This window comes from Klebsiella sp. JB_Kp004, assembly GCF_040065795.1.
In the GTDB taxonomy this organism is placed as follows: domain Bacteria; phylum Pseudomonadota; class Gammaproteobacteria; order Enterobacterales; family Enterobacteriaceae; genus Klebsiella; species Klebsiella quasipneumoniae.
Map to the genome: position 1 here is coordinate 395,954 of NZ_JBEAKW010000001.1, position 21,745 is coordinate 417,698.

General features: G+C 58.9%; 20 protein-coding genes. 6 read left to right on the forward strand and 14 right to left on the reverse strand.

All coding sequences use genetic code 11. From position 1 onward, the window contains the following. Positions 1 to 102: 102 nt before the first annotated feature. The 8 genes from fabF to yceD all read right to left on the reverse strand — a co-directional run bounded on the left by fabF (position 103) and on the right by yceD (position 6,591). Positions 103 to 1,344: a beta-ketoacyl-ACP synthase II gene (fabF, locus tag ABLX76_RS01970; RefSeq protein WP_012542241.1), complete on the reverse strand. Its 1,242-nt coding sequence runs from the start codon at positions 1,342 to 1,344 to the stop codon at positions 103 to 105. Positions 1,345 to 1,432: 88 nt separating this feature from the next. Then, on the reverse strand, positions 1,433 to 1,669 hold the full coding sequence (gene acpP / locus ABLX76_RS01975; RefSeq protein ID WP_000103754.1) for an acyl carrier protein: 237 nt from the start codon (positions 1,667 to 1,669) through the stop codon (positions 1,433 to 1,435). Positions 1,670 to 1,879: 210 nt separating this feature from the next. Further along, on the reverse strand, positions 1,880 to 2,614 hold the full coding sequence (fabG, locus tag ABLX76_RS01980; RefSeq protein ID WP_002899294.1) for a 3-oxoacyl-ACP reductase FabG: 735 nt from the start codon (positions 2,612 to 2,614) through the stop codon (positions 1,880 to 1,882). Between the two features lie 12 nt (positions 2,615 to 2,626). Continuing rightward, positions 2,627 to 3,556, reverse strand: a complete 930-nt coding sequence (fabD, locus tag ABLX76_RS01985) for an ACP S-malonyltransferase (protein ID WP_048334680.1) — start codon at positions 3,554 to 3,556, stop codon at positions 2,627 to 2,629. Positions 3,557 to 3,571: 15 nt separating this feature from the next. Further along, positions 3,572 to 4,525 (reverse strand): beta-ketoacyl-ACP synthase III, encoded by a 954-nt coding sequence (locus ABLX76_RS01990; RefSeq protein ID WP_002899288.1) that lies wholly within the window; start codon positions 4,523 to 4,525, stop codon positions 3,572 to 3,574. Between the two features lie 53 nt (positions 4,526 to 4,578). Beyond that, positions 4,579 to 5,676: a phosphate acyltransferase PlsX gene (gene plsX, locus ABLX76_RS01995; RefSeq protein ID WP_201785712.1), complete on the reverse strand. Its 1,098-nt coding sequence runs from the start codon at positions 5,674 to 5,676 to the stop codon at positions 4,579 to 4,581. A gap of 203 nt (positions 5,677 to 5,879) precedes the next feature. Continuing rightward, a complete protein-coding gene (gene rpmF / locus ABLX76_RS02000) occupies positions 5,880 to 6,053 on the reverse strand; it encodes a 50S ribosomal protein L32 (protein WP_000290724.1) in 174 nt (57 codons plus the stop codon). A 16-nt stretch (positions 6,054 to 6,069) separates the two neighbouring features. After that, complete coding sequence (gene yceD, locus ABLX76_RS02005) at positions 6,070 to 6,591, reverse strand: 23S rRNA accumulation protein YceD (RefSeq protein WP_017900733.1); 522 nt, start codon at positions 6,589 to 6,591, stop codon at positions 6,070 to 6,072. 141 nt (positions 6,592 to 6,732) lie between these two features. On the opposite strand from yceD, the gene ABLX76_RS02010 reads away from it, so the two are divergent. Then, complete coding sequence (locus ABLX76_RS02010) at positions 6,733 to 7,317, forward strand: nucleoside triphosphate pyrophosphatase (RefSeq protein WP_023289135.1); 585 nt, start codon at positions 6,733 to 6,735, stop codon at positions 7,315 to 7,317. Between the two features lie 37 nt (positions 7,318 to 7,354). Here the strand turns inward: ABLX76_RS02010 and rluC are convergent, their stop codons facing one another. After that, entirely contained in the window at positions 7,355 to 8,308 is a 954-nt protein-coding gene (rluC, locus tag ABLX76_RS02015) for a 23S rRNA pseudouridine(955/2504/2580) synthase RluC (RefSeq protein ID WP_012542245.1), read from the reverse strand. Between the two features lie 699 nt (positions 8,309 to 9,007). Between rluC and rne the strand changes: the two genes are divergently transcribed. Beyond that, positions 9,008 to 12,241, forward strand: a complete 3,234-nt coding sequence (gene rne / locus ABLX76_RS02020) for a ribonuclease E (protein ID WP_087848980.1) — start codon at positions 9,008 to 9,010, stop codon at positions 12,239 to 12,241. A gap of 39 nt (positions 12,242 to 12,280) precedes the next feature. Here rne and ABLX76_RS02025 read toward each other — a convergent pair whose 3' ends face one another. Beyond that, entirely contained in the window at positions 12,281 to 13,309 is a 1,029-nt protein-coding gene (locus ABLX76_RS02025; protein ID WP_072096710.1) for a LysR family transcriptional regulator, read from the reverse strand. A 16-nt stretch (positions 13,310 to 13,325) separates the two neighbouring features. Between ABLX76_RS02025 and ABLX76_RS02030 the strand changes: the two genes are divergently transcribed. Further along, a complete protein-coding gene (locus ABLX76_RS02030; protein ID WP_023289132.1) occupies positions 13,326 to 14,540 on the forward strand; it encodes an MFS transporter in 1,215 nt (404 codons plus the stop codon). Between the two features lie 54 nt (positions 14,541 to 14,594). On the opposite strand, the gene murJ is transcribed toward ABLX76_RS02030, so the two are convergent. From murJ to rimJ, 4 genes are all read right to left on the reverse strand, one after another. Then, on the reverse strand, positions 14,595 to 16,130 hold the full coding sequence (gene murJ / locus ABLX76_RS02035) for a murein biosynthesis integral membrane protein MurJ (RefSeq protein WP_023289131.1): 1,536 nt from the start codon (positions 16,128 to 16,130) through the stop codon (positions 14,595 to 14,597). 111 nt (positions 16,131 to 16,241) lie between these two features. After that, a complete protein-coding gene (locus ABLX76_RS02040; RefSeq protein WP_072096704.1) occupies positions 16,242 to 17,153 on the reverse strand; it encodes a Gfo/Idh/MocA family oxidoreductase in 912 nt (303 codons plus the stop codon). Between the two features lie 15 nt (positions 17,154 to 17,168). Further along, on the reverse strand, positions 17,169 to 17,822 hold the full coding sequence (locus ABLX76_RS02045) for a YceH family protein (protein ID WP_023289129.1): 654 nt from the start codon (positions 17,820 to 17,822) through the stop codon (positions 17,169 to 17,171). A 9-nt stretch (positions 17,823 to 17,831) separates the two neighbouring features. Then, positions 17,832 to 18,416 (reverse strand): ribosomal protein S5-alanine N-acetyltransferase, encoded by a 585-nt coding sequence (gene rimJ / locus ABLX76_RS02050; RefSeq protein WP_017900738.1) that lies wholly within the window; start codon positions 18,414 to 18,416, stop codon positions 17,832 to 17,834. A 228-nt stretch (positions 18,417 to 18,644) separates the two neighbouring features. On the opposite strand from rimJ, the gene mdtH reads away from it, so the two are divergent. From mdtH to pyrC, 3 genes are all read left to right on the forward strand, one after another. Then, on the forward strand, positions 18,645 to 19,853 hold the full coding sequence (gene mdtH, locus ABLX76_RS02055) for a multidrug efflux MFS transporter MdtH (protein ID WP_023289127.1): 1,209 nt from the start codon (positions 18,645 to 18,647) through the stop codon (positions 19,851 to 19,853). Positions 19,854 to 19,966: 113 nt separating this feature from the next. Continuing rightward, positions 19,967 to 20,527 (forward strand): lipoprotein, encoded by a 561-nt coding sequence (locus ABLX76_RS02060; protein WP_004204546.1) that lies wholly within the window; start codon positions 19,967 to 19,969, stop codon positions 20,525 to 20,527. A 125-nt stretch (positions 20,528 to 20,652) separates the two neighbouring features. Beyond that, positions 20,653 to 21,699, forward strand: coding sequence for a dihydroorotase (gene pyrC / locus ABLX76_RS02065; protein WP_023289126.1), 1,047 nt, complete (start codon positions 20,653 to 20,655; stop codon positions 21,697 to 21,699). Positions 21,700 to 21,745 lie beyond the last annotated feature (46 nt).

The window sequence follows — 21,745 nt, forward strand, 5'->3', positions numbered from 1 at the left end:
GTGAGTGTCTCAGGACACGGAGCAGAGGACAAGCGGAGAAAGCCGAATAAAAAAGGCCCGACGAACGGGCCTTTTGTTAAAGCAGTACCGGGGCAAGCCCTGTCACACTTTTTTGAAGATCAGCGAACCATTAGTGCCGCCGAAGCCGAAGGAGTTGCACAGGGTGTACTCCATACCGGAAACCTGACGCGCTTCGTGCGGAACGAAGTCGAGGTCGCAGCCCTCATCCGGGTTGTCGAGGTTGATCGTCGGCGGAACCGCCTGATCGCGCAGCGCCAGGATAGAGTAAATCGACTCTACCGCCCCTGCCGCGCCCAGCAGATGCCCGGTCATGGATTTGGTGGAGCTCACCATTACGCGGCTCGCCGCATCGCCGAAGACAGACTTAACCGCCTGCGCTTCCGCTTTATCGCCAGCCGGCGTCGAGGTGCCGTGGGCATTGACGTAGCCGATCTGGCCCGGTTCGATGCCCGCATCGCGAATGGCATTCACCATCGCCAGCGCGGCGCCCGCGCCATCTTCCGGCGGTGACGTCATGTGGTAAGCATCGCTGCTCATGCCGAAGCCGACGATCTCGGCGTAGATTTTCGCGCCGCGTTTTTTCGCATGCTCGTACTCTTCCAGCACCACCATGCCCGCGCCGTCGCCCAGCACGAAGCCGTCGCGATCTTTATCCCACGGACGGCTTGCCGCCTGCGGGTTGTCATTGCGCGTGGAGAGCGCCCGCGCTGCGCCAAAGCCGCCCACGCCAAGCGGGGTACTGGCTTTTTCCGCACCGCCTGCCACCATCGCATCGGCATCGCCATAGGCGATGATGCGCGCAGCCTGACCGATGTTGTGCACGCCTGAAGTACAGGCGGTCGCGATGGAGATACTTGGTCCACGCAGACCAAACATGATAGTCAGATGCCCGGCCACCATGTTAACAATTGTGGAGGGAACGAAGAATGGGCTGATCTTACGCGGTCCGCCGTTGACCAGCGAACTGTGGTTTTCTTCGATCAAGCCGAGACCGCCAATACCGGAGCCGATTGCGGCGCCAATACGGGTAGCATTCTCTTCCGTCACTTCAAGGCCAGAATCCTGCATGGCCTGAACGCCAGCGACAATTCCATATTGAATGAAGGCATCCATCTTGCGCTGCTCTTTGCGCGAGATGATGTCATCACAGTTAAAATCCTTTACTAAGCCAGCAAATTTCGTTGCATAGGCGCTAGTATCGAAATGGTCGATCAGGCTGATGCCACTCTGACCGGCAAGGAGAGCTTTCCAGGTAGACTCTACGGTATTGCCGACAGGAGACAACATGCCCAGTCCGGTCACAACTACACGACGCTTAGACACGTTTGTCCTCCAGGGAGGGAAAATAGATTCTTGTGGGACAAAAAAAGATAAAACTCAGGCGGTCGAATGACCGCCTGGAGATGTTCACTTACGCCTGGTGGCCGTTGATGTAATCAATGGCAGCCTGAACGGTGGTGATTTTCTCAGCTTCTTCGTCCGGAATCTCAGTATCAAACTCTTCTTCCAGAGCCATTACCAGCTCAACGGTGTCAAGAGAATCAGCGCCCAGGTCTTCAACGAAGGAAGCATTGTTGGTAACTTCTTCCTGCTTAACGCCCAGCTGCTCGCCGATAATTTTCTTAACGCGTTCTTCGATAGTGCTCATACTCTTAAATTTCCTATCAAAACTCGCTTTCGCGATGGTTTTCGTAGTGTATAAAATGTTGAAAAATTTGCAACTAAATCCCGGCAGGTCTTACCACGATTTTGCGCTATTTTGAGGCCGTTTGCCCTAAGAACGCAAATCTTTTCGCACAAAACCGCACACAGAACCGTGCGAAGTGCGCGGTTCCTGAACGTTTTGCACAAATCTCGGTCAGACCATGTACATTCCGCCGTTGACGTGCAGGGTTTCACCAGTGATGTAACTTGCTTCGTCAGAGGCTAAAAATGCCACCGCGCTGGCGATTTCATTTGGGGTGCCAAGGCGCCCCGCAGGAACTGCCGCCAGCGTACCCGCACGCTGCTCATCGGTCAGCGCACGCGTCATGTCCGTTTCAATAAAGCCCGGAGCAACAACGTTTACAGTAATACCGCGTGACGCAACTTCACGCGCCAGTGATTTACTGAAGCCGATCAGACCCGCTTTCGCCGCAGCGTAGTTGGCCTGACCCGCATTTCCCATGGTACCAACCACAGAACCGATAGTGATAATACGTCCATGACGCTTTTTCATCATAGCGCGCATTACCGCTTTTGACAGACGGAAAACCGATGACAGGTTGGTTTCGATAATATCGTTCCACTCGTCGTCTTTCATGCGCATTAACAGGTTGTCGCGAGTGATCCCGGCATTATTCACCAGGATATCCACTTCGCCAAACTCTGCGCGCACATTTTCCAGAACAGATTCAATAGATGCCGGGTCGGTCACATTCAACATCAGACCTTTACCGTTGGCGCCTAAATAGTCGCTGATCGCCTGCGCGCCGCTTTCGCTGGTCGCAGTACCGATAACTTTCGCGCCGCGGGCGACGAGCGTTTCAGCGATGGCGCGGCCAATACCGCGGCTTGCACCGGTAACCAGCGCGATTTTTCCTTCAAAACTCATGGTTTTCCTCTTTTATTGCTCAAGCGCCGCAGACATCGCCGCCGGCTCGTTAAGCGCGGAAGCGGTCAGGGTGTCAACAATACGTTTGGTCAGGCCGGTGAGGACTTTACCCGGGCCAACCTCATACAGATGCGTGACGCCCTGAGCAGCCATAAACTCAACGGTTTTGGTCCACTGAACCGGGCTATACAGCTGGCGTACCAGCGCGTCGCGAATGGCGTCCGGCGCGGTTTCGCACTTCACGTCGACGTTATTTACCACCGGAATCGTCGGCGCGTTGAAGGTGATGTTCTGCAGCTCAAGCGCCAGTTTTTCCGCAGCGGGCTTCATCAGCGCACAGTGGGAGGGCACGCTCACCGGCAGCGGCAGCGCGCGTTTAGCGCCCGCGGCTTTACAGGCGGCGCCTGCGCGTTCGACGGCCTCTTTGTGACCGGCGATAACCACCTGTCCCGGGGAATTGTAGTTCACCGGAGAGACAACCTGCCCTTCGGCCGAGTCTTCACAGGCTTTGGCAATAGCCGCGTCGTCCAGACCGATAATCGCTGACATGGCGCCGGTACCTTCCGGTACGGCTTCCTGCATGAATTTGCCGCGCAGTTCAACCAGGCGAACGGCATCAGCGAAAGCGATAACGCCCGCGCAAACCAGCGCGGAGTATTCGCCAAGGCTGTGGCCTGCCAACAGCGCCGGCGCTTTGCCGCCCTGCTGCTGCCAGACGCGGTACAGCGCCACGGAGGCGGTCAGCAGCGCCGGCTGGGTCTGCCAGGTCTTATTCAGTTCTTCTGCCGGGCCCTGTTGCGTCAGCGCCCACAGATCGTAACCCAACGCTGCGGAAGCTTCACCGAAGGTCTCTTCAATGACTGGCCAGGTCGCCGCCATATCGGCCAGCATGCCTACGGCCTGAGAGCCCTGTCCCGGGAACACAAAAGCAAATTGCGTCATGTTTAAATCCTTATACTAAAAACGAACCAGCGCGGAACCCCAGGTGAAACCGCCACCAAAGGCTTCCAGCAAAATCAGCTGCCCACGTTGAATGCGGCCATCGCGGACGGCCTCATCCAGCGCGCAAGGGACTGACGCCGCGGAGGTGTTGCCATGGCGGTCGAGGGTCACTACGACGTTATCCATCGACATGCCCAGTTTCTTCGCCGTCGCGCTGATGATCCGCAGGTTTGCCTGATGCGGCACCAGCCAGTCCAGCGCTGAACGTTCAAGATTGTTCGCGGCCAGCGTCTCATCAACGATATGCGCTAACTCGGTGACCGCCACTTTGAAGACTTCATTACCGGCCATCGTCAGATAGATCGGATTTTCCGGATCGACGCGATCGGCGTTCGGCAGGGTCAGCAGTTCGCCATAGCTACCGTCAGCATGCAGATGCGTCGAGATAATGCCAGGCTCTTCGGAGGCGCCCAGCACCACCGCGCCGGCGCCATCGCCGAAAATAATAATCGTCCCGCGATCGGCCGGATCGCAGGTGCGCGCCAGCACATCAGCGCCAACGACCAGCGCATAATCCACCGCGCCGTTTTTCACATACTGATCGGCGACGCTCAGCGCATAGGTGAAACCGGCGCAGGCGGCCGCGACGTCAAACGCCGGGCAGCCTTTGACGCCCAGCATAGACTGAATCTGGCAAGCCGAACTCGGAAACGCGTGCGTGCCGGAGGTGGTCGCAACGATGATCAGACCAATTTGCTCCGCGGACACCCCCGCCATCGCCAGCGCCTGCTTTGCGGCTTCAAAGCCCATCGTAGCAACTGTTTCATGCGCTGCGGCAATACGACGCTCACGGATACCTGTGCGGGTGACAATCCACTCGTCAGAGGTCTCTACCATTTTTTCCAGGTCGGCGTTTGTACGCACTTGCTCGGGCAGATAGCTGCCGGTACCAATAATCTTCGTATACATGTACGCTCAGTCACTCTTGGGTAATATACCCGCCTCGTTCAACCGCCGCGGCGTCAGTGGTGTCCATTCGTCCCGCTTTGCTGTCGGGCGTTCACGTCACTGTCGCTTTCCGGCAGCTCGAAACCAGCTGGGTATAAAGATTCCAGGCGCGCGGCGATCCGTTGAGGAATTTGCCGCTGCACCGCCTGCACTGCCTGCTCTATCGCGACGCTAAAGGCGCGCTGATTGGCAGCACCATGACTCTTGATCACGGAACCGCGCAATCCTAACAGACAGGCGCCATTATACTGGTCGGGGTTGAGGTGACTGAATCGCCTCGCCAGGCTTTTTTGTAACCAACGTTTTAGTAACAGCAGCCACCACGACCGTTTTTTGCCCTCTCCCTGAGATTTCAGCAGTGAAAGGAACATTCTGACAACACCTTCCATGGTTTTTAATGTGACGTTGCCCGTGAATCCGTCACAAACCAGCACATCGGTTTTTCCGGTCAACAGTTCATTGGCTTCAAGATAGCCGATGTAGTTGAGGGAAGGCAGCGTTTTGAGCACTGCGGCAGCATCGCGGATGCTGCTGAGGCCTTTCATCTCTTCTTCGCCGATGTTAAGCAAGGCGACGCGTGGATTGGCAATGCCGACCACCTCTTCCGCCAGTACCGCGCCCATCACCGCGAACTGCACCAGCATCGTGCTGTCGCAGTCGACGTTGGCGCCGAGATCCAGCACCACGGTTTTGCCTTTCTGCTGGTGCGGCAAAACCGTCACCAGCGCCGGCCGCTCAATACCTTCGATCGGCTTGAGCAGCAGTTTCGCCAGGCCCATCAGCGCGCCGGTGTTGCCGGCGCTAACGCAGGCTTCCGCCCGCCCTTCTTTCACAAGCTCCAGCGCCACGCGCATTGAGCTTCCGCGACTGCTGCGGATAGCCTGTGCGGGTCGCGCATCACTGGCAATAACTGACTGCGCAGGAATAATCTGCAGACGCGAACGTTGTTCGAAGTCAGCTTTGGCGAGTAATGGCGTGATGGCGTCGGGATCGCCGACTAAAAGAAGTGTGAGTTGCGAATTAGAGTTCAGTGCCTGCAGTGCTGCAGGCACTGTCACGGATGGGCCGAAATCGCCCCCCATGACATCTAACGCCAGGGTTAGACGTGTCAAGGTATCGTCGCTGCCCGGTTCGGTGATTCCCCAGTTGCCCGGGGAGTCCTCACTAAGCTTCATCACGCTGGCACCCGCGAATTTTCACGCTGCAGACGCAACAATCCGGGCATTGACGCTTCTGGTTACCGGGTTAACCGAGTGTCCAGGTACGCACACGCCCGCCATGGCCTGCAACGGGAAATCCTGCGAGTATCGCGTGATTACTTAGCGATAACCTTGCGACCGCGGTAGAAACCGTCGGCAGTGATGTGGTGACGCAGGTGTTTCTCACCAGAAGTTTTGTCTACAGACAGGCTGGTGACTGCGGTCAGCGCGTCATGGGAACGACGCATGCCACGTTTGGAACGGGTTGGTTTATTCTGTTGTACGGCCATGGACCTTACTCCTCAATTACTTACGCTTTAAGCTGGCTAATACGGCAAATGGGTTTGGTTTTTGTGCCTCTTCAGGCAGTTCGCCAAAGACCATGTCCGCGTCGGACACTTCACAGTGTTCAGAATCATGCACCGGAACTACGGGCAGGGAGAGGATAATTTCATCCTCGACCATTGCCTGCAGGTCGATTTCACCGAATTCGTTAACCTCAATCGGCTCATACGCTTCCGGTAGTGCTTCGGCCTGTTCGTCATTTCTGACGGGGCTAAAACAATACGTGGTGTGGACGTGATGGGAGAACGGTTTCCCGCAACGCTGGCATTCGAGGGTTACCGTTACCTTCGCATCGCCTGTAATGACGGCGAGACGCTGGTTATCGATAGCGAACGACATGCTGCATTCCACATCGCTGTCCACGCTGACTACAGAATCGGCTACACGTTCAACCTGATCGCGGGCATAGATGCCTTCGTAATCAAGGCGTTTTTGAGCCGTGCGTACCGGATCAAGAGTCAGGGGTAATTTTACCTTTTGCATAGGGCGCGCATATTAACTTTGTAATGTCATAGAGTCAAAGAAAAAGGCAGCCTCAGGTTGCCTTTTGCCATTTATTCGCACACATTGCGGCGCATAGTTTAAGATGATGCTCTGCGAAGCGCTATATGTGGATGAAAAAATATGTCTGAACTTATCCTGGCGTCAACCTCTCCCTGGCGGCGCATGCTGCTGGAAAAACTGGGATTACCGTTTGAATGCGCGGCGCCTGACGTCGACGAAACGCCCCGTCCTGAAGAATCCGCGCGTCAGCTTGTCACCCGGCTGGCGCAGGCCAAAGCGCAGAGCCTGGCCTCGCGCTACCCCAATCACCTTATTATAGGCTCCGATCAGGTTTGCGTACTGGACGGTGAGATCACCGGTAAACCGCACACCGAGGAAAATGCCCGCAGGCAGTTGAGAAAGGCCAGCGGGTCAATCGTCACCTTTTATACCGGCCTGGCGCTGTATAACTCCGCCAGCGGTCATCTGCAAACCGAATGCGAGCCCTTTGACGTCCACTTCCGCCATCTCAGCGATAAAGAGATCGAAGGCTATGTGCGCAAAGAGAACCCGCTGCAGTGCGCCGGGAGTTTCAAGAGCGAGGGGTTAGGCATTACGCTGTTCGAACGGCTGGAAGGTCGCGATCCGAATACGCTGGTCGGGTTACCCTTAATCGCGCTGTGTCAGATGCTGCGCCGCGAAAACGACAACCCGCTGTTAGGCTAAGGCCAATAAAACGGCGGAACTGATTCCGCCGTTGCGCTTATTTGCTCTTCCGTAGCACCTGTAAACAGTGCTTCAGCTGGTTATCCAGCGGCGCCTCAACGCGCATCACCTCCCCGCTCCCCGGGTGGGTAAACTTCAGCGCAGCAGCGTGGAGGAACAGGCGGTTTAAGCCGGTACCTGAGAGTTGCTTATCAAATTCGCGGTCGCCATAGCGGTCGTCAAAGGCGATAGGATGGCCAGCATACTGGGTATGAACGCGAATCTGATGGGTGCGCCCGGTGACCGGACTGCAGCGCACCAGCGTGGCGAATTCATAACGCTCTTCCACTTTAAAGCGCGTCTCTGACGGCTTGCCTTCCTGACTCACGCGGACAATTCGCTCCCCGCTCTGCAGAATGTTCTTCAATAGCGGGGCCTGCACTACTTTGGTATGCGACTGCCACTGGCCGCGCACCAGCGCCAGATAGTCTTTCTGCATGCCTTTATCGCGCAGCTGCTCGTGCAGCGAACGCAGCGCCGAGCGCTTTTTCGCCACCAGCAGCACGCCTGAAGTATCGCGGTCGAGTCGATGCACCAGCTCAAGGAAGCGCGCCTCCGGGCGCAGGGCGCGCAACCCTTCAATCACCCCGAAGCTCAGGCCGCTGCCGCCATGTACCGCAGTGCCGGAAGGCTTATTGAGGACCAGAATATGATCGTCTTCATAGAGGATCACCTCAGAGAGCGCCGCGACTTTCTGTAGATGCGGCGATACCGCCTCTTCTTCACGCTCCGCCACGCGCACCGGCGGGATACGGACTTCATCGCCCGCTTCCAGCTTATACTCCGGCTTCACGCGTTTTTTATTCACCCGCACCTCGCCTTTACGCAGGATACGATAAATCATGCTCTTCGGTACGCCTTTCAATTGCGTACGCAAAAAGTTGTCGATACGTTGCCCCGCTTCATCAGCAGCAATGGCAACCATTTTTACGGTTGGGGTCTCAGTTTTCATGGTGCGCGATTCTAAATAGCCGGACGCATTAGCGCCACTCATTTTTATATGCTTATATTTATCATTATCCTGTTTTCACGGTTTGCCTGACCGCCATATTGTTTGTTATTAGAACAATCTGTATGGGCAGGTGATAAAACTGTGAGTAACCGGGTGATAAAAGGTGAAAGTCAACTTGCTATAACAAGGTTAGCAATGGAATAATGAGACCGTTTTCCGTATTGCATCTTGTTAGAACAAGACATTAGCGGAATGACCAATTTTGTCTGACCGATCGCCCACGCAGCAATGGCGTAAGACGTTGTGATCTTTCAGACAGTTAGCGGGCTGCGGGTTGCAGTCCTTACCGGTACAGGCTCTATGGATTTCAAGTCGCAGGAAGGCGTCAACTCCGGGACTCCCGGGAGCTCATCTGGATCAGCCGATCGAGGTGAGCAGGTTAAGCCATCATGCCTGCAACGCGAAAGACGACGAGTATAAATGGAATATTCTCTGGTGATACATCCCAGGCTGTTCCCCTGAATAATTGCGCTGTGTTTCCGTTTGAAACACAGGCGACCGACACTCTGCGCCTCTTAAGCGCGCGACAACCGTGAGGTTGGCGACGTGAACCAGACACGAGGCCATCGGTTTTCCCCCGGAAAGGCATTACTCTGCCCGCAGCTTAGTCGTCAATGTAAGAATAATGAGTAAGTTACGATGAAAAGAATGTTAATCAACGCAACTCAGCAGGAAGAGTTGCGCGTCGCCCTTGTTGATGGGCAGCGCCTGTACGACCTGGATATCGAAAGCCCCGGGCACGAACAGAAAAAAGCGAACATCTACAAAGGCAAAATCACCCGCATTGAACCCAGCCTTGAAGCCGCGTTTGTTGATTACGGCGCCGAGCGTCATGGTTTCCTCCCCCTCAAAGAAATCGCCCGCGAATACTTCCCCGCCAACTACAATGCGCATGGTCGTCCTAATATCAAAGACGTACTGCGTGAAGGTCAGGAAGTTATCGTGCAGATTGATAAAGAAGAACGCGGCAACAAAGGCGCTGCGCTCACCACCTTTATCAGCCTGGCGGGCAGCTATCTGGTACTGATGCCGAACAACCCGCGCGCGGGGGGAATTTCCCGCCGTATCGAGGGCGACGACCGTACCGAACTGAAAGAAGCGCTGGCGAGCCTGGAGCTTCCGGACGGCATGGGCCTTATCGTTCGCACCGCTGGCGTCGGCAAATCCGCCGAAGCCCTGCAGTGGGACCTGAGCTTCCGTCTGAAACACTGGGAAGCGATTCAGAAAGCCGCGGAAAGCCGTCCGGCGCCGTTCCTGATCCACCAGGAAAGCAACGTCATTGTCCGCGCCTTCCGTGACTACCTGCGCCAGGATATCGGCGAAATCCTGATCGATAACCCGAAAGTGCTTGAGCTGGCGCGCCAGCATATCGCCGCGCTGGGTCGTCCGGATTTCAGCAGCAAAATCAAACTGTACACCGGTGAAATCCCGCTGTTCAGCCACTACCAGATCGAATCCCAGATTGAATCCGCCTTCCAGCGTGAAGTCCGTCTGCCGTCCGGTGGCTCTATCGTCATCGACAGCACTGAAGCGCTGACCGCTATCGATATCAACTCCGCCCGCGCTACCCGCGGCGGCGATATCGAAGAGACGGCGTTCAACACCAACCTCGAAGCGGCTGACGAGATTGCCCGCCAGCTGCGTCTGCGCGACCTCGGCGGCCTGATCGTTATCGACTTTATCGATATGACTCCGGTTCGCCACCAGCGCGCCGTGGAGAACCGTCTGCGCGAAGCCGTCCGTCAGGACCGGGCGCGCATTCAGATCAGCCATATCTCGCGCTTCGGCCTTCTGGAGATGTCCCGCCAGCGCCTGAGTCCGTCGCTGGGCGAATCCAGCCACCACGTCTGCCCGCGCTGCTCCGGCACCGGCACCGTGCGTGATAACGAATCGCTGTCGCTCTCTATTCTGCGTCTGATTGAAGAAGAAGCGCTGAAAGAGAACACCAAAGAAGTTCATGCCATCGTTCCGGTACCGATCGCCTCCTATCTGCTGAACGAAAAACGTGCCGCGGTGAGCGCTATCGAATCCCGCCAGGGCGATGTGCGCGTGATCATCGTGCCAAACGACGAAATGCAGACGCCGCACTACTCCGTCCTGCGCGTGCGCAAAGGTGAAGAGACCTCAACGCTGAGCTACCTGCTGCCGAAGCTGCATGAAGAAGAGATGGCGCTGCCGGGCGACGATGAGCCGGCAGAACGGAAACGTCCGGAACAACCGGCCCTCGCCGCTTTTGTCATGCCTGACGCGCCGCCGGCCCCGATGCTCGAAGAGCCAGCCGCCGCGCCTGTCGCCGCAGCGACCCCGGTCGCGGCCGCCGCACCGGCGCAGCCTGGCCTGCTCTCGCGCTTCTTCAGCGCGCTGAAGAATATCTTCTCTGGCGCCGAAGAGGCCAAACCGGCTGAAGTTCAGGTCGAGAAGAAAGCGGAAGAAAAACCGGAGCGTCAGCAGGAGCGCCGTAAACCGCGCGCCAACAACCGCCGCGATCGCAACGACCGTCGTGACAATCGCGACAATCGTGATAATCGCGACAACCGTGATAACCGCGACGCGCGTGCCGAGAATAACGAAGGCCGTGAACCGCGCGAATCGCGTGAAGAGAACCGTCGCAACCGTCGCGAGAAGCCGTCGCAGAATGTGGAAGCCCGTGATGTTCGCCAGACCTCAGGTGACGACGCGGAAAAAGCGAAATCTCGTGACGAGCAGCAGCCGCGCCGCGAACGCACCCGCCGCCGCAATGACGACAAACGTCAGGCGCAGCAGGAAGCCAAAGCGCAGACACGCGAAGAGCCGGTAGTGCAGGAGACGGAGCAGGAAGAGCGTGTGCAGACCCTGCCGCGTCGTAAACCGCGCCAGCTGGCACAGAAAGTGCGCGTCGAGTCCGCTGTCGTTGAGCAGGTTGCCGAGATCGTGCCAGAAGCCGTAGTGGCGGAAGTTATCGCTCCGCGCAGCGAGCCGGTGAAAGCCGAGCTGCCAGCAGTCGTGGAGAGCGTAGCGGACCAGGACGAAAATGGCGAATCCCGTGAAGCGAACGGTATGCCGCGTCGCTCGCGTCGTTCCCCGCGTCACCTGCGCGTCAGCGGACAGCGTCGTCGTCGCTATCGTGACGAACGCTATCCGACCCAGTCGCCAATGCCGCTGACCGTGGCCTGCGCATCGCCGGAGATGGCTTCCGGTAAAGTCTGGATCCGCTACCCGGTAGTTCGTCCGCAGGACCAGCAGCCGGAAGAGGTTCAGGTTCAGGACGACAACGTCGTGGAAACCGTCGCGGCCGTCGCGGCCCCGGTTGCCGTCGTTGAAACCGTTACCGCTGCGCCGGTCACCATTGAGCCGGCTACTATGGAGCCGGTTACCGCTGAGCCTGTGGTCGTCGAGCCGGTCGCGGCCGCCGAGCCGGTGGTCGTTGATGCTGCGGAAGTTGTCGCGCCAGCAGCCCTCGAGCCTGCGCCGCAGGAGCTGGTCACCGAAGCGCCGGCTGTCGAAGCGCCTCAGGCTATCGCGCCAGTGACGATCGACGCCGAGCCGGTGGTGGTAGAACCTGAAGTGGTGGAAACGGCGCCTGTCGTTGAAGCGCCAGTGGAAACCATCGCCCCGGCGGCGGAAACCGCGGTTGAAGCACCGGTTGTCGAAGCAGCGCCTGTCGAGCCGGTCAAGGCCGAGCCCCCGGTGAGCAAGCCGGTAGTGGTGGTGAGTCATCGCCATGCCACCGCGCCAATGACCCGTGCGCCAGCGCCGGACTATGTCCCGGAAGCACCACGCCACAGCACCTGGGTGCGGCCGCCATTCGCCTTTGAAGGTAAAGGCGCCGCCGGCGGTCATAGTGCGACCCATAAAGCCACCGCTGAACCGACCCGCCCACAGCCCGTCGAGTAAGCGTGTTAAATAAAAAAACCGGCCTCCTGGCCGGTTTTTTTATGCGCTTTGCGGAGGCTGCATGCCGGCGAGGTCCGGCATGATCTCCCGCATCAGGTCAAGGAACTTACGCAGCCGCGTCGGATAATAGCGCGCCCAGGGATAGACCAGATGGACCGGCAGCGAGGCGGGACGCCACTGCGGGAACAGCTCTGTCAACCTTCCGGCGGCAAGATCTTCCGCCACCGTCCAGCTGGACACCATCGCCACCCCCAGACCCGCCAGCGCGGTATTGCGCGCGACGTACAGGCTGTCGGTGCTCAGACAGGGGGTAATCGCCGTGGAGACGATCTGCCCGCTTACCTGATGTCGGAGCCGTACCTCATGCTGATAAAAGGTGTTAATGGCGATCCACGGCAGGCCGGATAACGCCTCCAGCGAGGTTAACGGCGGGTACTTCGCCAGCAGTTCAGGAGAGGCCACCACGCAGCGCGGCACTTCCGCCAGCAGCACGGAGACCGTGGCCGGATCCACCTCCGCCCCCACGCGGATGGCGCAGTCGATATTATCGCTGAGAAAGTCGACAGTATTATCATTCAGCATCCACTCCACCGACAGCTGCGGATGACGCTGGAGAAAGGCGACCAGCGGCCCCAACAGCTGCTGCTGGCCAAAAGCGTGCGGTGCCCTCACCCGCAGCACCCCTACCGGCCGATCGTCGGCAATACGCAGGTCATCTTCCAGCGCCAGCCAGGCATCCACCAGCTGGCGAGCGTGACGGTAGCAGCGTTCGCCATCGTCAGTGAGCTTCATCGCGTGGGTGGTACGCAGGATCAGCTTGACCCCCAGCAGCCCTTCAAGGGACTGCAGGCGGCGGCTGACGGTCGCCTGAGTGGTATCCATCTGTCCCGCCGCGGCGGAGAGCGACCCGGTCTCCACAATGCGGATATAAGTGCGCATCAGCTCAATGCGGTCTATACGCTCCTGTCTTTTCATTCTTCTTTTGCCTATACGTGCTACGTATAACCGTTTTACCACCAGCCCGGCTACCGCGCCAGCCGCGTTCAGGGAAAAATAGCCCCATCGCATACACGAGGCACTGATCATGACACCGACTTCTCTTTCCGCCCGCGACGCAGGCTGGATTATCTTCATTCTCGCGCTCGGCGCTGGCTTTAGCGTCGCCTCTATCTACTACGCGCAGCCGCTGCTGCCGTTGATGGGCGCCAATCTCCACCTGACGGTAGAAGGTATGGGTCTGGTCCCTACGCTGACGCAGGCGGGTTATGCGCTCGGCATTCTGTTCCTGCTTCCGCTCGGCGACCGCCACGATCGCCGCCGGCTGATCCTGGTGAAAAGCGCGCTGCTGGCGCTCCTGCTGCTGCTGTGCAGCCTCACCGGCCAGCTCAGCTCACTGCTGGTGGTTAGTCTGCTGATCGGTATGGCGGCGACCATGGCGCAGGATATCGTCCCGGCGGCGGCGATCCTCGCCCCGGCGGGCAAGCAGGGAAAAATGGTGGGCACGGTGATGACCGGGCTGCTGCTGGGGATCCTGCTTTCCCGGACGGTCAGCGGCGTGGTGGGCGCAGTGTTCGGCTGGCGGGTGATGTATCAGGCGGCGGCGGTCAGCGTGGCGCTGATTGGCCTGGTGATGTGGCGGGTGCTGCCGCGCTTCGCCATTCACTCGACGCTGAGCTATCCGCAGCTGATGGCCTCGATGGCGCATCTGTGGCAGCGTTACCCGGCGCTACGCCGCGCTGCGCTGGCTCAGGGGGCGCTCTCTGTCGCCTTCAGCGCCTTCTGGTCGACGCTGGCGGTGATGCTCTCCGAACATTATCACATGGGCAGCGCGGTAGCGGGCGGCTTTGGTATCGCCGGGGCCGCCGGGGCGCTGGCTGCGCCGCTGGCCGGCGGACTGGCCGATAAATTTGGCGCCGGTAAAGTGACGCAAATGGGGGCGGCGCTGGTCACCGTCTCCTTCGCCCTGATGTTTATACTGCCGCTGCTGCCACTGCATGGCCAGCTGGCGCTGATTGCCCTGTCGGCGATTGGCTTCGACCTTGGCCTGCAGTCAAGCCTGGTGGCGCATCAGAACCTGGTGTATGGCCTCGAGCCACAGGCCCGCGGCCGCCTGAACGCTCTGCTGTTTACCGTGGTCTTCATTGGGATGTCGCTGGGGTCGGTGCTGGGCAGCAAGCTTTACGTACTGGCCGGCTGGAACGGGGTGGTTACCCTGGCGGTGGTCAGCGGGGCGATCGCCCTGGCGATCCGCTTGCTGGAGAATGCCCGTATCGTTGCAGCCGAACGCCGCGCATCATAAAAAAAACCCGCTTCGCCTGAGGCGAAGCGGGTTCATCAATTCCCATTCAAGCGATTACGCTGTACGACGGGCAAACTCTTTCACGCGGAAGCCCAGCAGCAGCAGTGTGGCGAAATAGGCCACCACTCCGGCGATCACCACCACCAGCAGACGCATCAGACGGAACGGCATCGTCCCCAGCGACCACTCCGGCATGAGATGCATGACGCCCAGCAGCGCCGCGGCCATGACCAGCACCGCAGCAATCAGACGCAGCAGGAAGGCCAGCCAGCCCGGTTGAGGGGTGAAAATTTTCTGTTTACGCAACTGCCAGTAAAGCAGCGCAGCGTTCAGGCAGGCCGCCAGACCGATGGACAGCGACAGACCCGCATGCTTCAGCGGGCCGATAAACGCCAGGTTCATCACCTGGGTCATAATCAGGGTGACAATGGCAATCTTGACCGGGGTCTTGATGTCCTGACGGGAATAGAAACCCGGCGCCAGCACCTTCACCACGATAAGCCCCATGAGCCCCACGGAATAAGCCACCAGCGCGCGCTGGGTCATCGCCGCATCAAAGGCGCTAAATTTGCCGTACTGGAACAGGGCCACGGTCAGCGGTTTAGCGAGGATCCCCAGCGCCACCGCGCTCGGCAGCGCCAGCAGGAAGCAGAGACGCAGCCCCCAGTCCATCAGCCGGCAATACTCGTCATGATTACCGCTGGCGAAGCTTTTTGACAGCGAGGGCAGCAGGATAGTGCCGAGCGCCACCCCCAGAACACCGGACGGAAACTCCATCAGGCGGTCAGCATAGTACATCCACGACACCGATCCCGACACGAGAAACGAAGCGAAGATGGTATTGATGATAAGGGAGATCTGGCTTACCGACACGCCGAGGATCGCCGGGCCCATCTGCTTCACCACCCGCATCGCGCCGGCATCTTTCAGATTGATGCGCGGCAGGACCAGCATGCCAATCTTCTTCAGGTGCGGCAGCTGGTAGGCCAGCTGCAGCACGCCGCCGACCGTGACAGCCCAGGCCAGCGCCAGCACCGGCGGATGGAAGTACGGCGCGGCAAACAGCGCAAAGCCAATCATGCTGACGTTAAGGAACGTCGGCGCAAAGGCCGGCACCGAGAAGCGGTTCCAGGTATTGAGGATCGCCCCCACCAGCGAGGCCAGGGAGATCAGCAAAATATAGGGGAAGGTAATGCGCAGCAATTGGGTGGTCAGCGCAAATTTATCGGCGGTATCAGCAAACCCGGGGGCGGTGATGGTGATCACCCACGGCGCCGCCAGCATCCCGATAACGGTGACGATCGCCAGGGCCAGGGTCAGCAATCCGGAGACATACGAGACAAACACCCGGGTGGCATCTTCGCCCTGCTTGCTTTTATATTCGGCAAGGATCGGCACAAACGCCTGCGAGAAGGCGCCTTCGGCAAAAATACGCCGCAGCAGATTAGGCAGTTTGAAGGCGACGAAAAAGGCGTCGGTCGCCATCCCGGCGCCAAAAATGCGCGCCACAATCGCATCGCGGGCAAAGCCCAGCACGCGCGAAAACATGGTCATCGAACTGACGGCCGCCAGTGATTTTAAAAGGTTCATTACGCTGTTATTCCAAACCCTGGAGTAAAACGCCCGCAAATGCGGGCGCTGGAAAGTGGCGATAGTCTACCGGGTTCAACATGAATTACTACTGTCAGTTGTTACAACGGATTATTCGCTAATGGCGTCGCGCCAGAGTTTGTCGACCACCCGCTGAGCCAGCAGCGCCTGTTCGCCTGCAGTTTCAGGAACGGTCTGATTTTGCACGCATTCGATAAAATGGCGCGCGCAGCCGACAAAGCCGCGCTGCTCCAGGGTGGTTTGCCAGCCGGCGACCGGGCGCTGGACCACGCCGTGACCGCACTCTTCCTGCCATTCGCGCATCTCGCTGACGGCATATAGCCCGCCATCCGTCACCGCCTGCACCCACTCGCGCTGGCTGCCTGCGCGGCGGTGCATGCTGGTGGTGACCTGCAGCCGGGGCGAACTGAACTGGTGTTCGGCATAGAGCATCTCGCCCTGCGGAGTGATCTGTAGCGCGCCACCGCGCAGACGCGCCTGACCGTCGGCCAGCCATAGCGCGGTATCCACCACGTGCAGATAGTCATCAAGCAGGGTAAAGCGCAGATCGTTGCCCACGCTATCGCTGCGGTGCTTATCCATCCGCAGCGAGGCCGCCTCGCCCAGCCGTCCCTTCAGCTCCCGATAGAGCGGTGCGAAGCGGCGATTGAAACCGACCATCAGCGTCAGACGCCGCCGCGCCGCCAGCTCGACCAGCATCTCCGCCTCACTCAGCTTGTCCGCCAGCGGTTTGTCCACGCAAACATGAACCCCGGCATTCAGCAAATGATTCACCACTTCATAATGTGAAGCCGTCGACGTATGGACAAAAACCGCATCGCACTGCGCCGCCAGAGCATCCAGTGATTCAGCGTAGGGGATCCGCCAGGTTTCGCAGACCCGCAGCGCCTTCTCTTTTCCCGGCGACCAGGCCGCCTGCAGCGTCCAGCTTTCCGCCGCCCCCAGCACCGGCAGCCACGCTTTCTGCGCAATGCCGCCTAAGCCAACCACTCCGATGCGCAATCTTGTCCCCACGTTTTAGTCCCCCAGATGGTGTAACAGCGAATCGAGGCGCGCTTTCAGCTCCGCCACCTCGCCTTCCAGCGCTTCAACCCTGGCTCGCAGATCGTCATCCTCTTCCAGCGGCGCGAGTGCTTCCACCGTCGTGATCAGCGTGTCCATCTCGTCGCAAAACAGATGCATATAGCGGCTTTCCCGTTTTCCCGGCTCCCGGGGCAGACGGGCGACAAAGGGACCATCTTCGCGGGTCGCCAGCCCTTCCAGCACGCTTTCCACTTCCGCCATATCGCTGAACTCATGCATCCGCTGCGCCCGGCTGCGTAATTCACCCGGCGTCTGGGCGCCGCGCAGCAGCAGCGTCGTCACCACCGCCACCTCGCCGGCGCTGAGCTTCAGATCGCCAAATTCGGAGTTGCAAAAGCGCTGCTCATACTTGGTTACCCGATTGCCGAATCCGCTGACCGTGCGCAGATAGTGGCGTTTCACCAGGGTATCCAGCAGCGTCTGGACCTCGCCTTCGCTCAGCGACATCACCGGCTCGCGGTTGGTTTTCTGATTGCAGGCGGTCACGACGGCGTTCACCGACAGCGGATACTGCTCGGGCGTGGTGACCTGCTTTTCCAGCAGACAGCCAATGACGCGCGCTTCATGCGCGGTTAACTGATATTTCATCCTCTCTCCTTAACGTCCCGCTGACCAGTCCGGCGTCGTTAGCGCCGTCAATACATGGTCACGCCACTGCCCGTCGATCAGCAGGTAATCTTTGGCGTAACCCTCTTTTTCAAACCCCAACCGCGCCAGCAGCGCGCCGCTGCGCTGATTATGCGGCATATAGTTGGCCATAATGCGATGAATATGCTGCGTACGCTGCATATAGCGAATCGCTGACGTCAGCGCTTCAAACATCAGCCCCTGCCCCTGCCACTTCTCGCCAATAGAGTAGCCGAGATAGCAGGCATGGAATGATCCACGCACCACGTTGGAAAAGTTCGCCACGCCGACGATCTCCTTTTCCTCCGGATCGAGCAGCGCGAAATAAAAAGCAGACCCCTGTTTATGAAACTCGGCGATCATCGACAGACGCGCCTGCCATCCGGAAGGATAGCAGTGGCTGTCGTCACGAACCGGCTCCCAGGGTTTTAAGAACGCCTTATTCTCGGCGTAATAATCGGCCAGACGCCAGGCGTCACGATCGTGAACCAGGCGCACCACCAGCCGGTCCGTCGTCAAACGCACCTTCGGCACGTTACTGCGATAGCCAAACATTTCCTTTTCAGTCCCCCTGACTTCATTCTTGCTGCCTTCACTATACCTGTCCTGCGCGACGGTGTGAAAACAGCAACATACCATTTTCTGCGCCATCTCCTCTTTTCGATGAATAGCCTCAATCGAACTTGCATTTTGATAAAAAAATATTGTCGCAAGGGCGCTGGGAAAAGCAGCAGATTGCCCGCAGAATATCCACGCTTATCTCTATTTTTCCCTGGAGGGGAAATGTCCCGCGTCTCGCAGGCAAGGAGCCTGGGTAAATATTTCCTATTAGTCGATAACATGCTGGTCGTGTTGGGCTTTTTTGTCGTCTTCCCGCTGATTTCCATCCGCTTTGTCGATCAGATGGGTTGGGCGGCGCTGATGGTCGGCATCGCACTCGGCCTGCGCCAGTTGGTGCAGCAGGGATTAGGTATCTTTGGCGGCGCTATCGCCGACCGCTTCGGCGCCAAACCGATGATCGTCACCGGTATGCTGATGCGCGCCGGCGGCTTCGCGGCGATGGCCGTCGCCCATGAGCCGTGGGTGCTGTGGTTCTCGTGCATACTTTCCGGGCTCGGCGGCACGCTGTTCGATCCGCCGCGGGCGGCGCTGGTGGTTAAGCTGGTGCGCCCGCATCAGCGTGGCCGCTTTTTCTCCATCCTGATGATGCAGGATAGCGCCGGCGCGGTGATTGGCGCGCTGCTGGGCAGCTGGCTGCTGCAGTATGATTTCCGCCTGGTGTGCAGCGCCGGCGCCGCGCTGTTTATCGCCTGCGCGGCATTTAACGCCTGGTATCTGCCGGCATGGAAGCTCTCGACGGTGAAAACACCGATCCGCGAGGGGCTGGGCCGGGTGCTGCGGGACAAGCGCTTCGTCACCTATGTCCTGACGCTGACGGGCTATTACATGCTGGCGGTGCAGGTGATGCTGATGCTGCCGATCATGGTGAATGACATCGCCGGCTCGCCGGCCGCCGTGAAGTGGATGTACGCCATCGAAGCCACCATTTCGCTGACCCTGCTCTATCCCATTGCCCGCTGGAGCGAAAAACGTTTTCGCCTTGAGCACCGGCTGATGGCCGGTCTGCTGGTGATGACTCTGGCCATGCTCCCCATCGGCATGACCAGCAGTTTGCAACAGCTGTTTACCCTGATCTGCCTGTTTTACATCGGATCCATCATTGCCGAACCCGCCCGGGAGACGCTGGGCGCCTCGCTGGCGGACGCCCGGGCGCGCGGCAGCTATATGGGCTTCAGCCGCCTGGGGCTCGCCTTTGGCGGCGCGCTGGGATATGCGGGCGGCGGCTGGCTGTTTGATGCCGGTAAGGCCGCGGGTCAGCCCGAGCTGCCGTGGCTGATGCTCGGGGCCATCGGGGTTATCACCTTCCTGGCGCTGTGGTGGCAGTTTAGTCCGAAACGCTCTGCCTCCGGCATGCTGGAGCCGCGGACCTGATGCGCGCGGCGGCGGTTTCTCCCGCTTTCAGCCTATTCTGCTGGTATCGAGGGTGCTGACAGGTCATGATGCTTTGTGTCAGGATGAATGAAGATATGAGCCAGAGGACCCCCATGAAAAAGATTTTGATCGCCGCCGCGCTGATTGTCAGCGGCCTGCTGAGCGGCTGTAATCAGCTGACCCAATACACGGTAAGCGAGCAGGAGATTAACCAGGCCCTGCAGAAGCGAAACCATTTTGCCAAAGATATTGGTCTGAAAGGCGTTGCCGACGCCCATATCGAACTGCAGAACCTCACCAGCGCCATCGGGCGCGAGGAGCCGGGCAAAGTCACGCTGACCGGGATCGCTAACGTCGACCTGAACTCCCTGTTCGGTACGCAGAAAGCGACGATCGATCTGAAGCTCAAAGCGCTGCCAACCTTTGACAGAGAGAAAGGCGCCATCTTCCTGCAGGAAATGGAGGTGGTGGATGCCAAAGTGGCGCCCGAGAAGCTGCAGTCGGTCATTCAGGCCCTGCTCCCCTATCTGAATCAGTCGCTGCGCAGTTACTTCAGCCAGCAGCCTGCCTATGTCCTGCGTGAGGACGCCAGCACCGGTGAAGCGCTGGCGAAGAAATACGCCAAAGGCATAGAGGTGAAGCCGGGCGAGATTGTCATCCCCTTTACCAATTAATCTCCAGGGCGCCGCGGCGCCCTCAATTTTTTACGGAAATGAGTGCAAAGGAAAACGTTTACGCTTATCCTTAGTGCCCGGCAAAAAACAGCCCTGATGACTGAACCTATTAGCCGGAGCCTTCCATGACAGCACAATCCCAGGTATTGAAAATCCGCCGCCCAGACGACTGGCATATCCATCTGCGTGATGACGATATGCTGAAAACCGTCGTGCCTTATACCAGTGAGTTTTATGGCCGGGCGATCGTGATGCCGAATCTGGTGCCGCCTGTCACCACCGTCGCGGCGGCTATCGCCTATCGCCAGCGCATTATGGACGCCGTCCCGGCCGGGCACGATTTTACCCCGCTGATGACCTGCTATCTGACAGACTCCCTCGACCCGGCGGAGCTGGAGCGCGGCTTTAACGAAGGCGTGTTCACCGCCGCCAAGCTTTACCCGGCCAATGCCACCACCAACTCCAGCCACGGCGTCACCAGCACCGACGCCATTATGCCGGTGCTGGAGCGGATGGAAAAACTGGGGATGCCGCTGCTGGTACATGGCGAAGTCACCCACGCCGAGATTGATATTTTCGACCGCGAAGCGCGCTTTATTGAAACCGTGATGGAGCCGCTGCGCCAGCGCCTGCCCGGCCTGAAGGTGGTCTTTGAGCATATCACCACCAAAGATGCCGCCGAGTATGTGCGTGACGGCAATGAACTGCTGGCGGCCACTATCACCCCGCAGCATCTGATGTTCAACCGTAACCATATGCTGGTCGGTGGTATTCGTCCTCACTTGTACTGCCTGCCGGTACTCAAACGCAATATTCATCAGCAGGCACTGCGCGAACTGGTCGCCAGCGGCTTTAGCCGCGTCTTCCTTGGCACCGATTCCGCGCCGCACGCCCGCCATCGTAAGGAAGCCAGCTGCGGCTGCGCCGGCTGCTTCAACGCCCCGACCGCCCTCGGCAGCTACGCCACCGTGTTTGAAGAAATGAACGCTCTGCAGCACTTTGAGGCCTTCTGCTCGCTGAACGGCCCGCGCTTTTACGGTCTGCCGGTCAATGAAAGCTATGTTGAACTGGTGCGTGAAGAGACGACCGTCGTCGACAGTATTGCGTTGCCCAATGACACCCTGGTGCCGTTCCTGGCAGGTGAAACCGTCCGCTGGACCATGAAGCGATAAAAAACGCGGCCCCCTGTTGTCAATGCTCACCAGATACTGTATAAAT

What these genes read in the sequence shown, in the direction of transcription:
- yceD (WP_017900733.1), bottom strand. Translation starts at nt 6,591, where the DNA reads ATGCAAAAGGTAAAATTACCCCTGACTCTTGATCCGGTACGCACGGCT.
- rpmF (WP_000290724.1), bottom strand. Translation starts at nt 6,053, where the DNA reads ATGGCCGTACAACAGAATAAACCAACCCGTTCCAAACGTGGCATGCGT.
- ABLX76_RS02030 (WP_023289132.1), top strand. Translation starts at nt 13,326, where the DNA reads ATGACACCGACTTCTCTTTCCGCCCGCGACGCAGGCTGGATTATCTTC.
- rimJ (WP_017900738.1), bottom strand. Translation starts at nt 18,416, where the DNA reads ATGTTTGGCTATCGCAGTAACGTGCCGAAGGTGCGTTTGACGACGGAC.
- ABLX76_RS01990 (WP_002899288.1), bottom strand. Translation starts at nt 4,525, where the DNA reads ATGTATACGAAGATTATTGGTACCGGCAGCTATCTGCCCGAGCAAGTG.
- murJ (WP_023289131.1), bottom strand. Translation starts at nt 16,130, where the DNA reads ATGAACCTTTTAAAATCACTGGCGGCCGTCAGTTCGATGACCATGTTT.
- fabG (WP_002899294.1), bottom strand. Translation starts at nt 2,614, where the DNA reads ATGAGTTTTGAAGGAAAAATCGCGCTGGTTACCGGTGCAAGCCGCGGT.
- ABLX76_RS02060 (WP_004204546.1), top strand. Translation starts at nt 19,967, where the DNA reads ATGAAAAAGATTTTGATCGCCGCCGCGCTGATTGTCAGCGGCCTGCTG.
- ABLX76_RS02010 (WP_023289135.1), top strand. Translation starts at nt 6,733, where the DNA reads ATGTCTGAACTTATCCTGGCGTCAACCTCTCCCTGGCGGCGCATGCTG.
- pyrC (WP_023289126.1), top strand. Translation starts at nt 20,653, where the DNA reads ATGACAGCACAATCCCAGGTATTGAAAATCCGCCGCCCAGACGACTGG.
- rluC (WP_012542245.1), bottom strand. Translation starts at nt 8,308, where the DNA reads ATGAAAACTGAGACCCCAACCGTAAAAATGGTTGCCATTGCTGCTGAT.
- ABLX76_RS02045 (WP_023289129.1), bottom strand. Translation starts at nt 17,822, where the DNA reads ATGAAATATCAGTTAACCGCGCATGAAGCGCGCGTCATTGGCTGTCTG.
- fabD (WP_048334680.1), bottom strand. Translation starts at nt 3,556, where the DNA reads ATGACGCAATTTGCTTTTGTGTTCCCGGGACAGGGCTCTCAGGCCGTA.
- acpP (WP_000103754.1), bottom strand. Translation starts at nt 1,669, where the DNA reads ATGAGCACTATCGAAGAACGCGTTAAGAAAATTATCGGCGAGCAGCTG.
- mdtH (WP_023289127.1), top strand. Translation starts at nt 18,645, where the DNA reads ATGTCCCGCGTCTCGCAGGCAAGGAGCCTGGGTAAATATTTCCTATTA.
- rne (WP_087848980.1), top strand. Translation starts at nt 9,008, where the DNA reads ATGAAAAGAATGTTAATCAACGCAACTCAGCAGGAAGAGTTGCGCGTC.
- ABLX76_RS02025 (WP_072096710.1), bottom strand. Translation starts at nt 13,309, where the DNA reads ATGCGATGGGGCTATTTTTCCCTGAACGCGGCTGGCGCGGTAGCCGGG.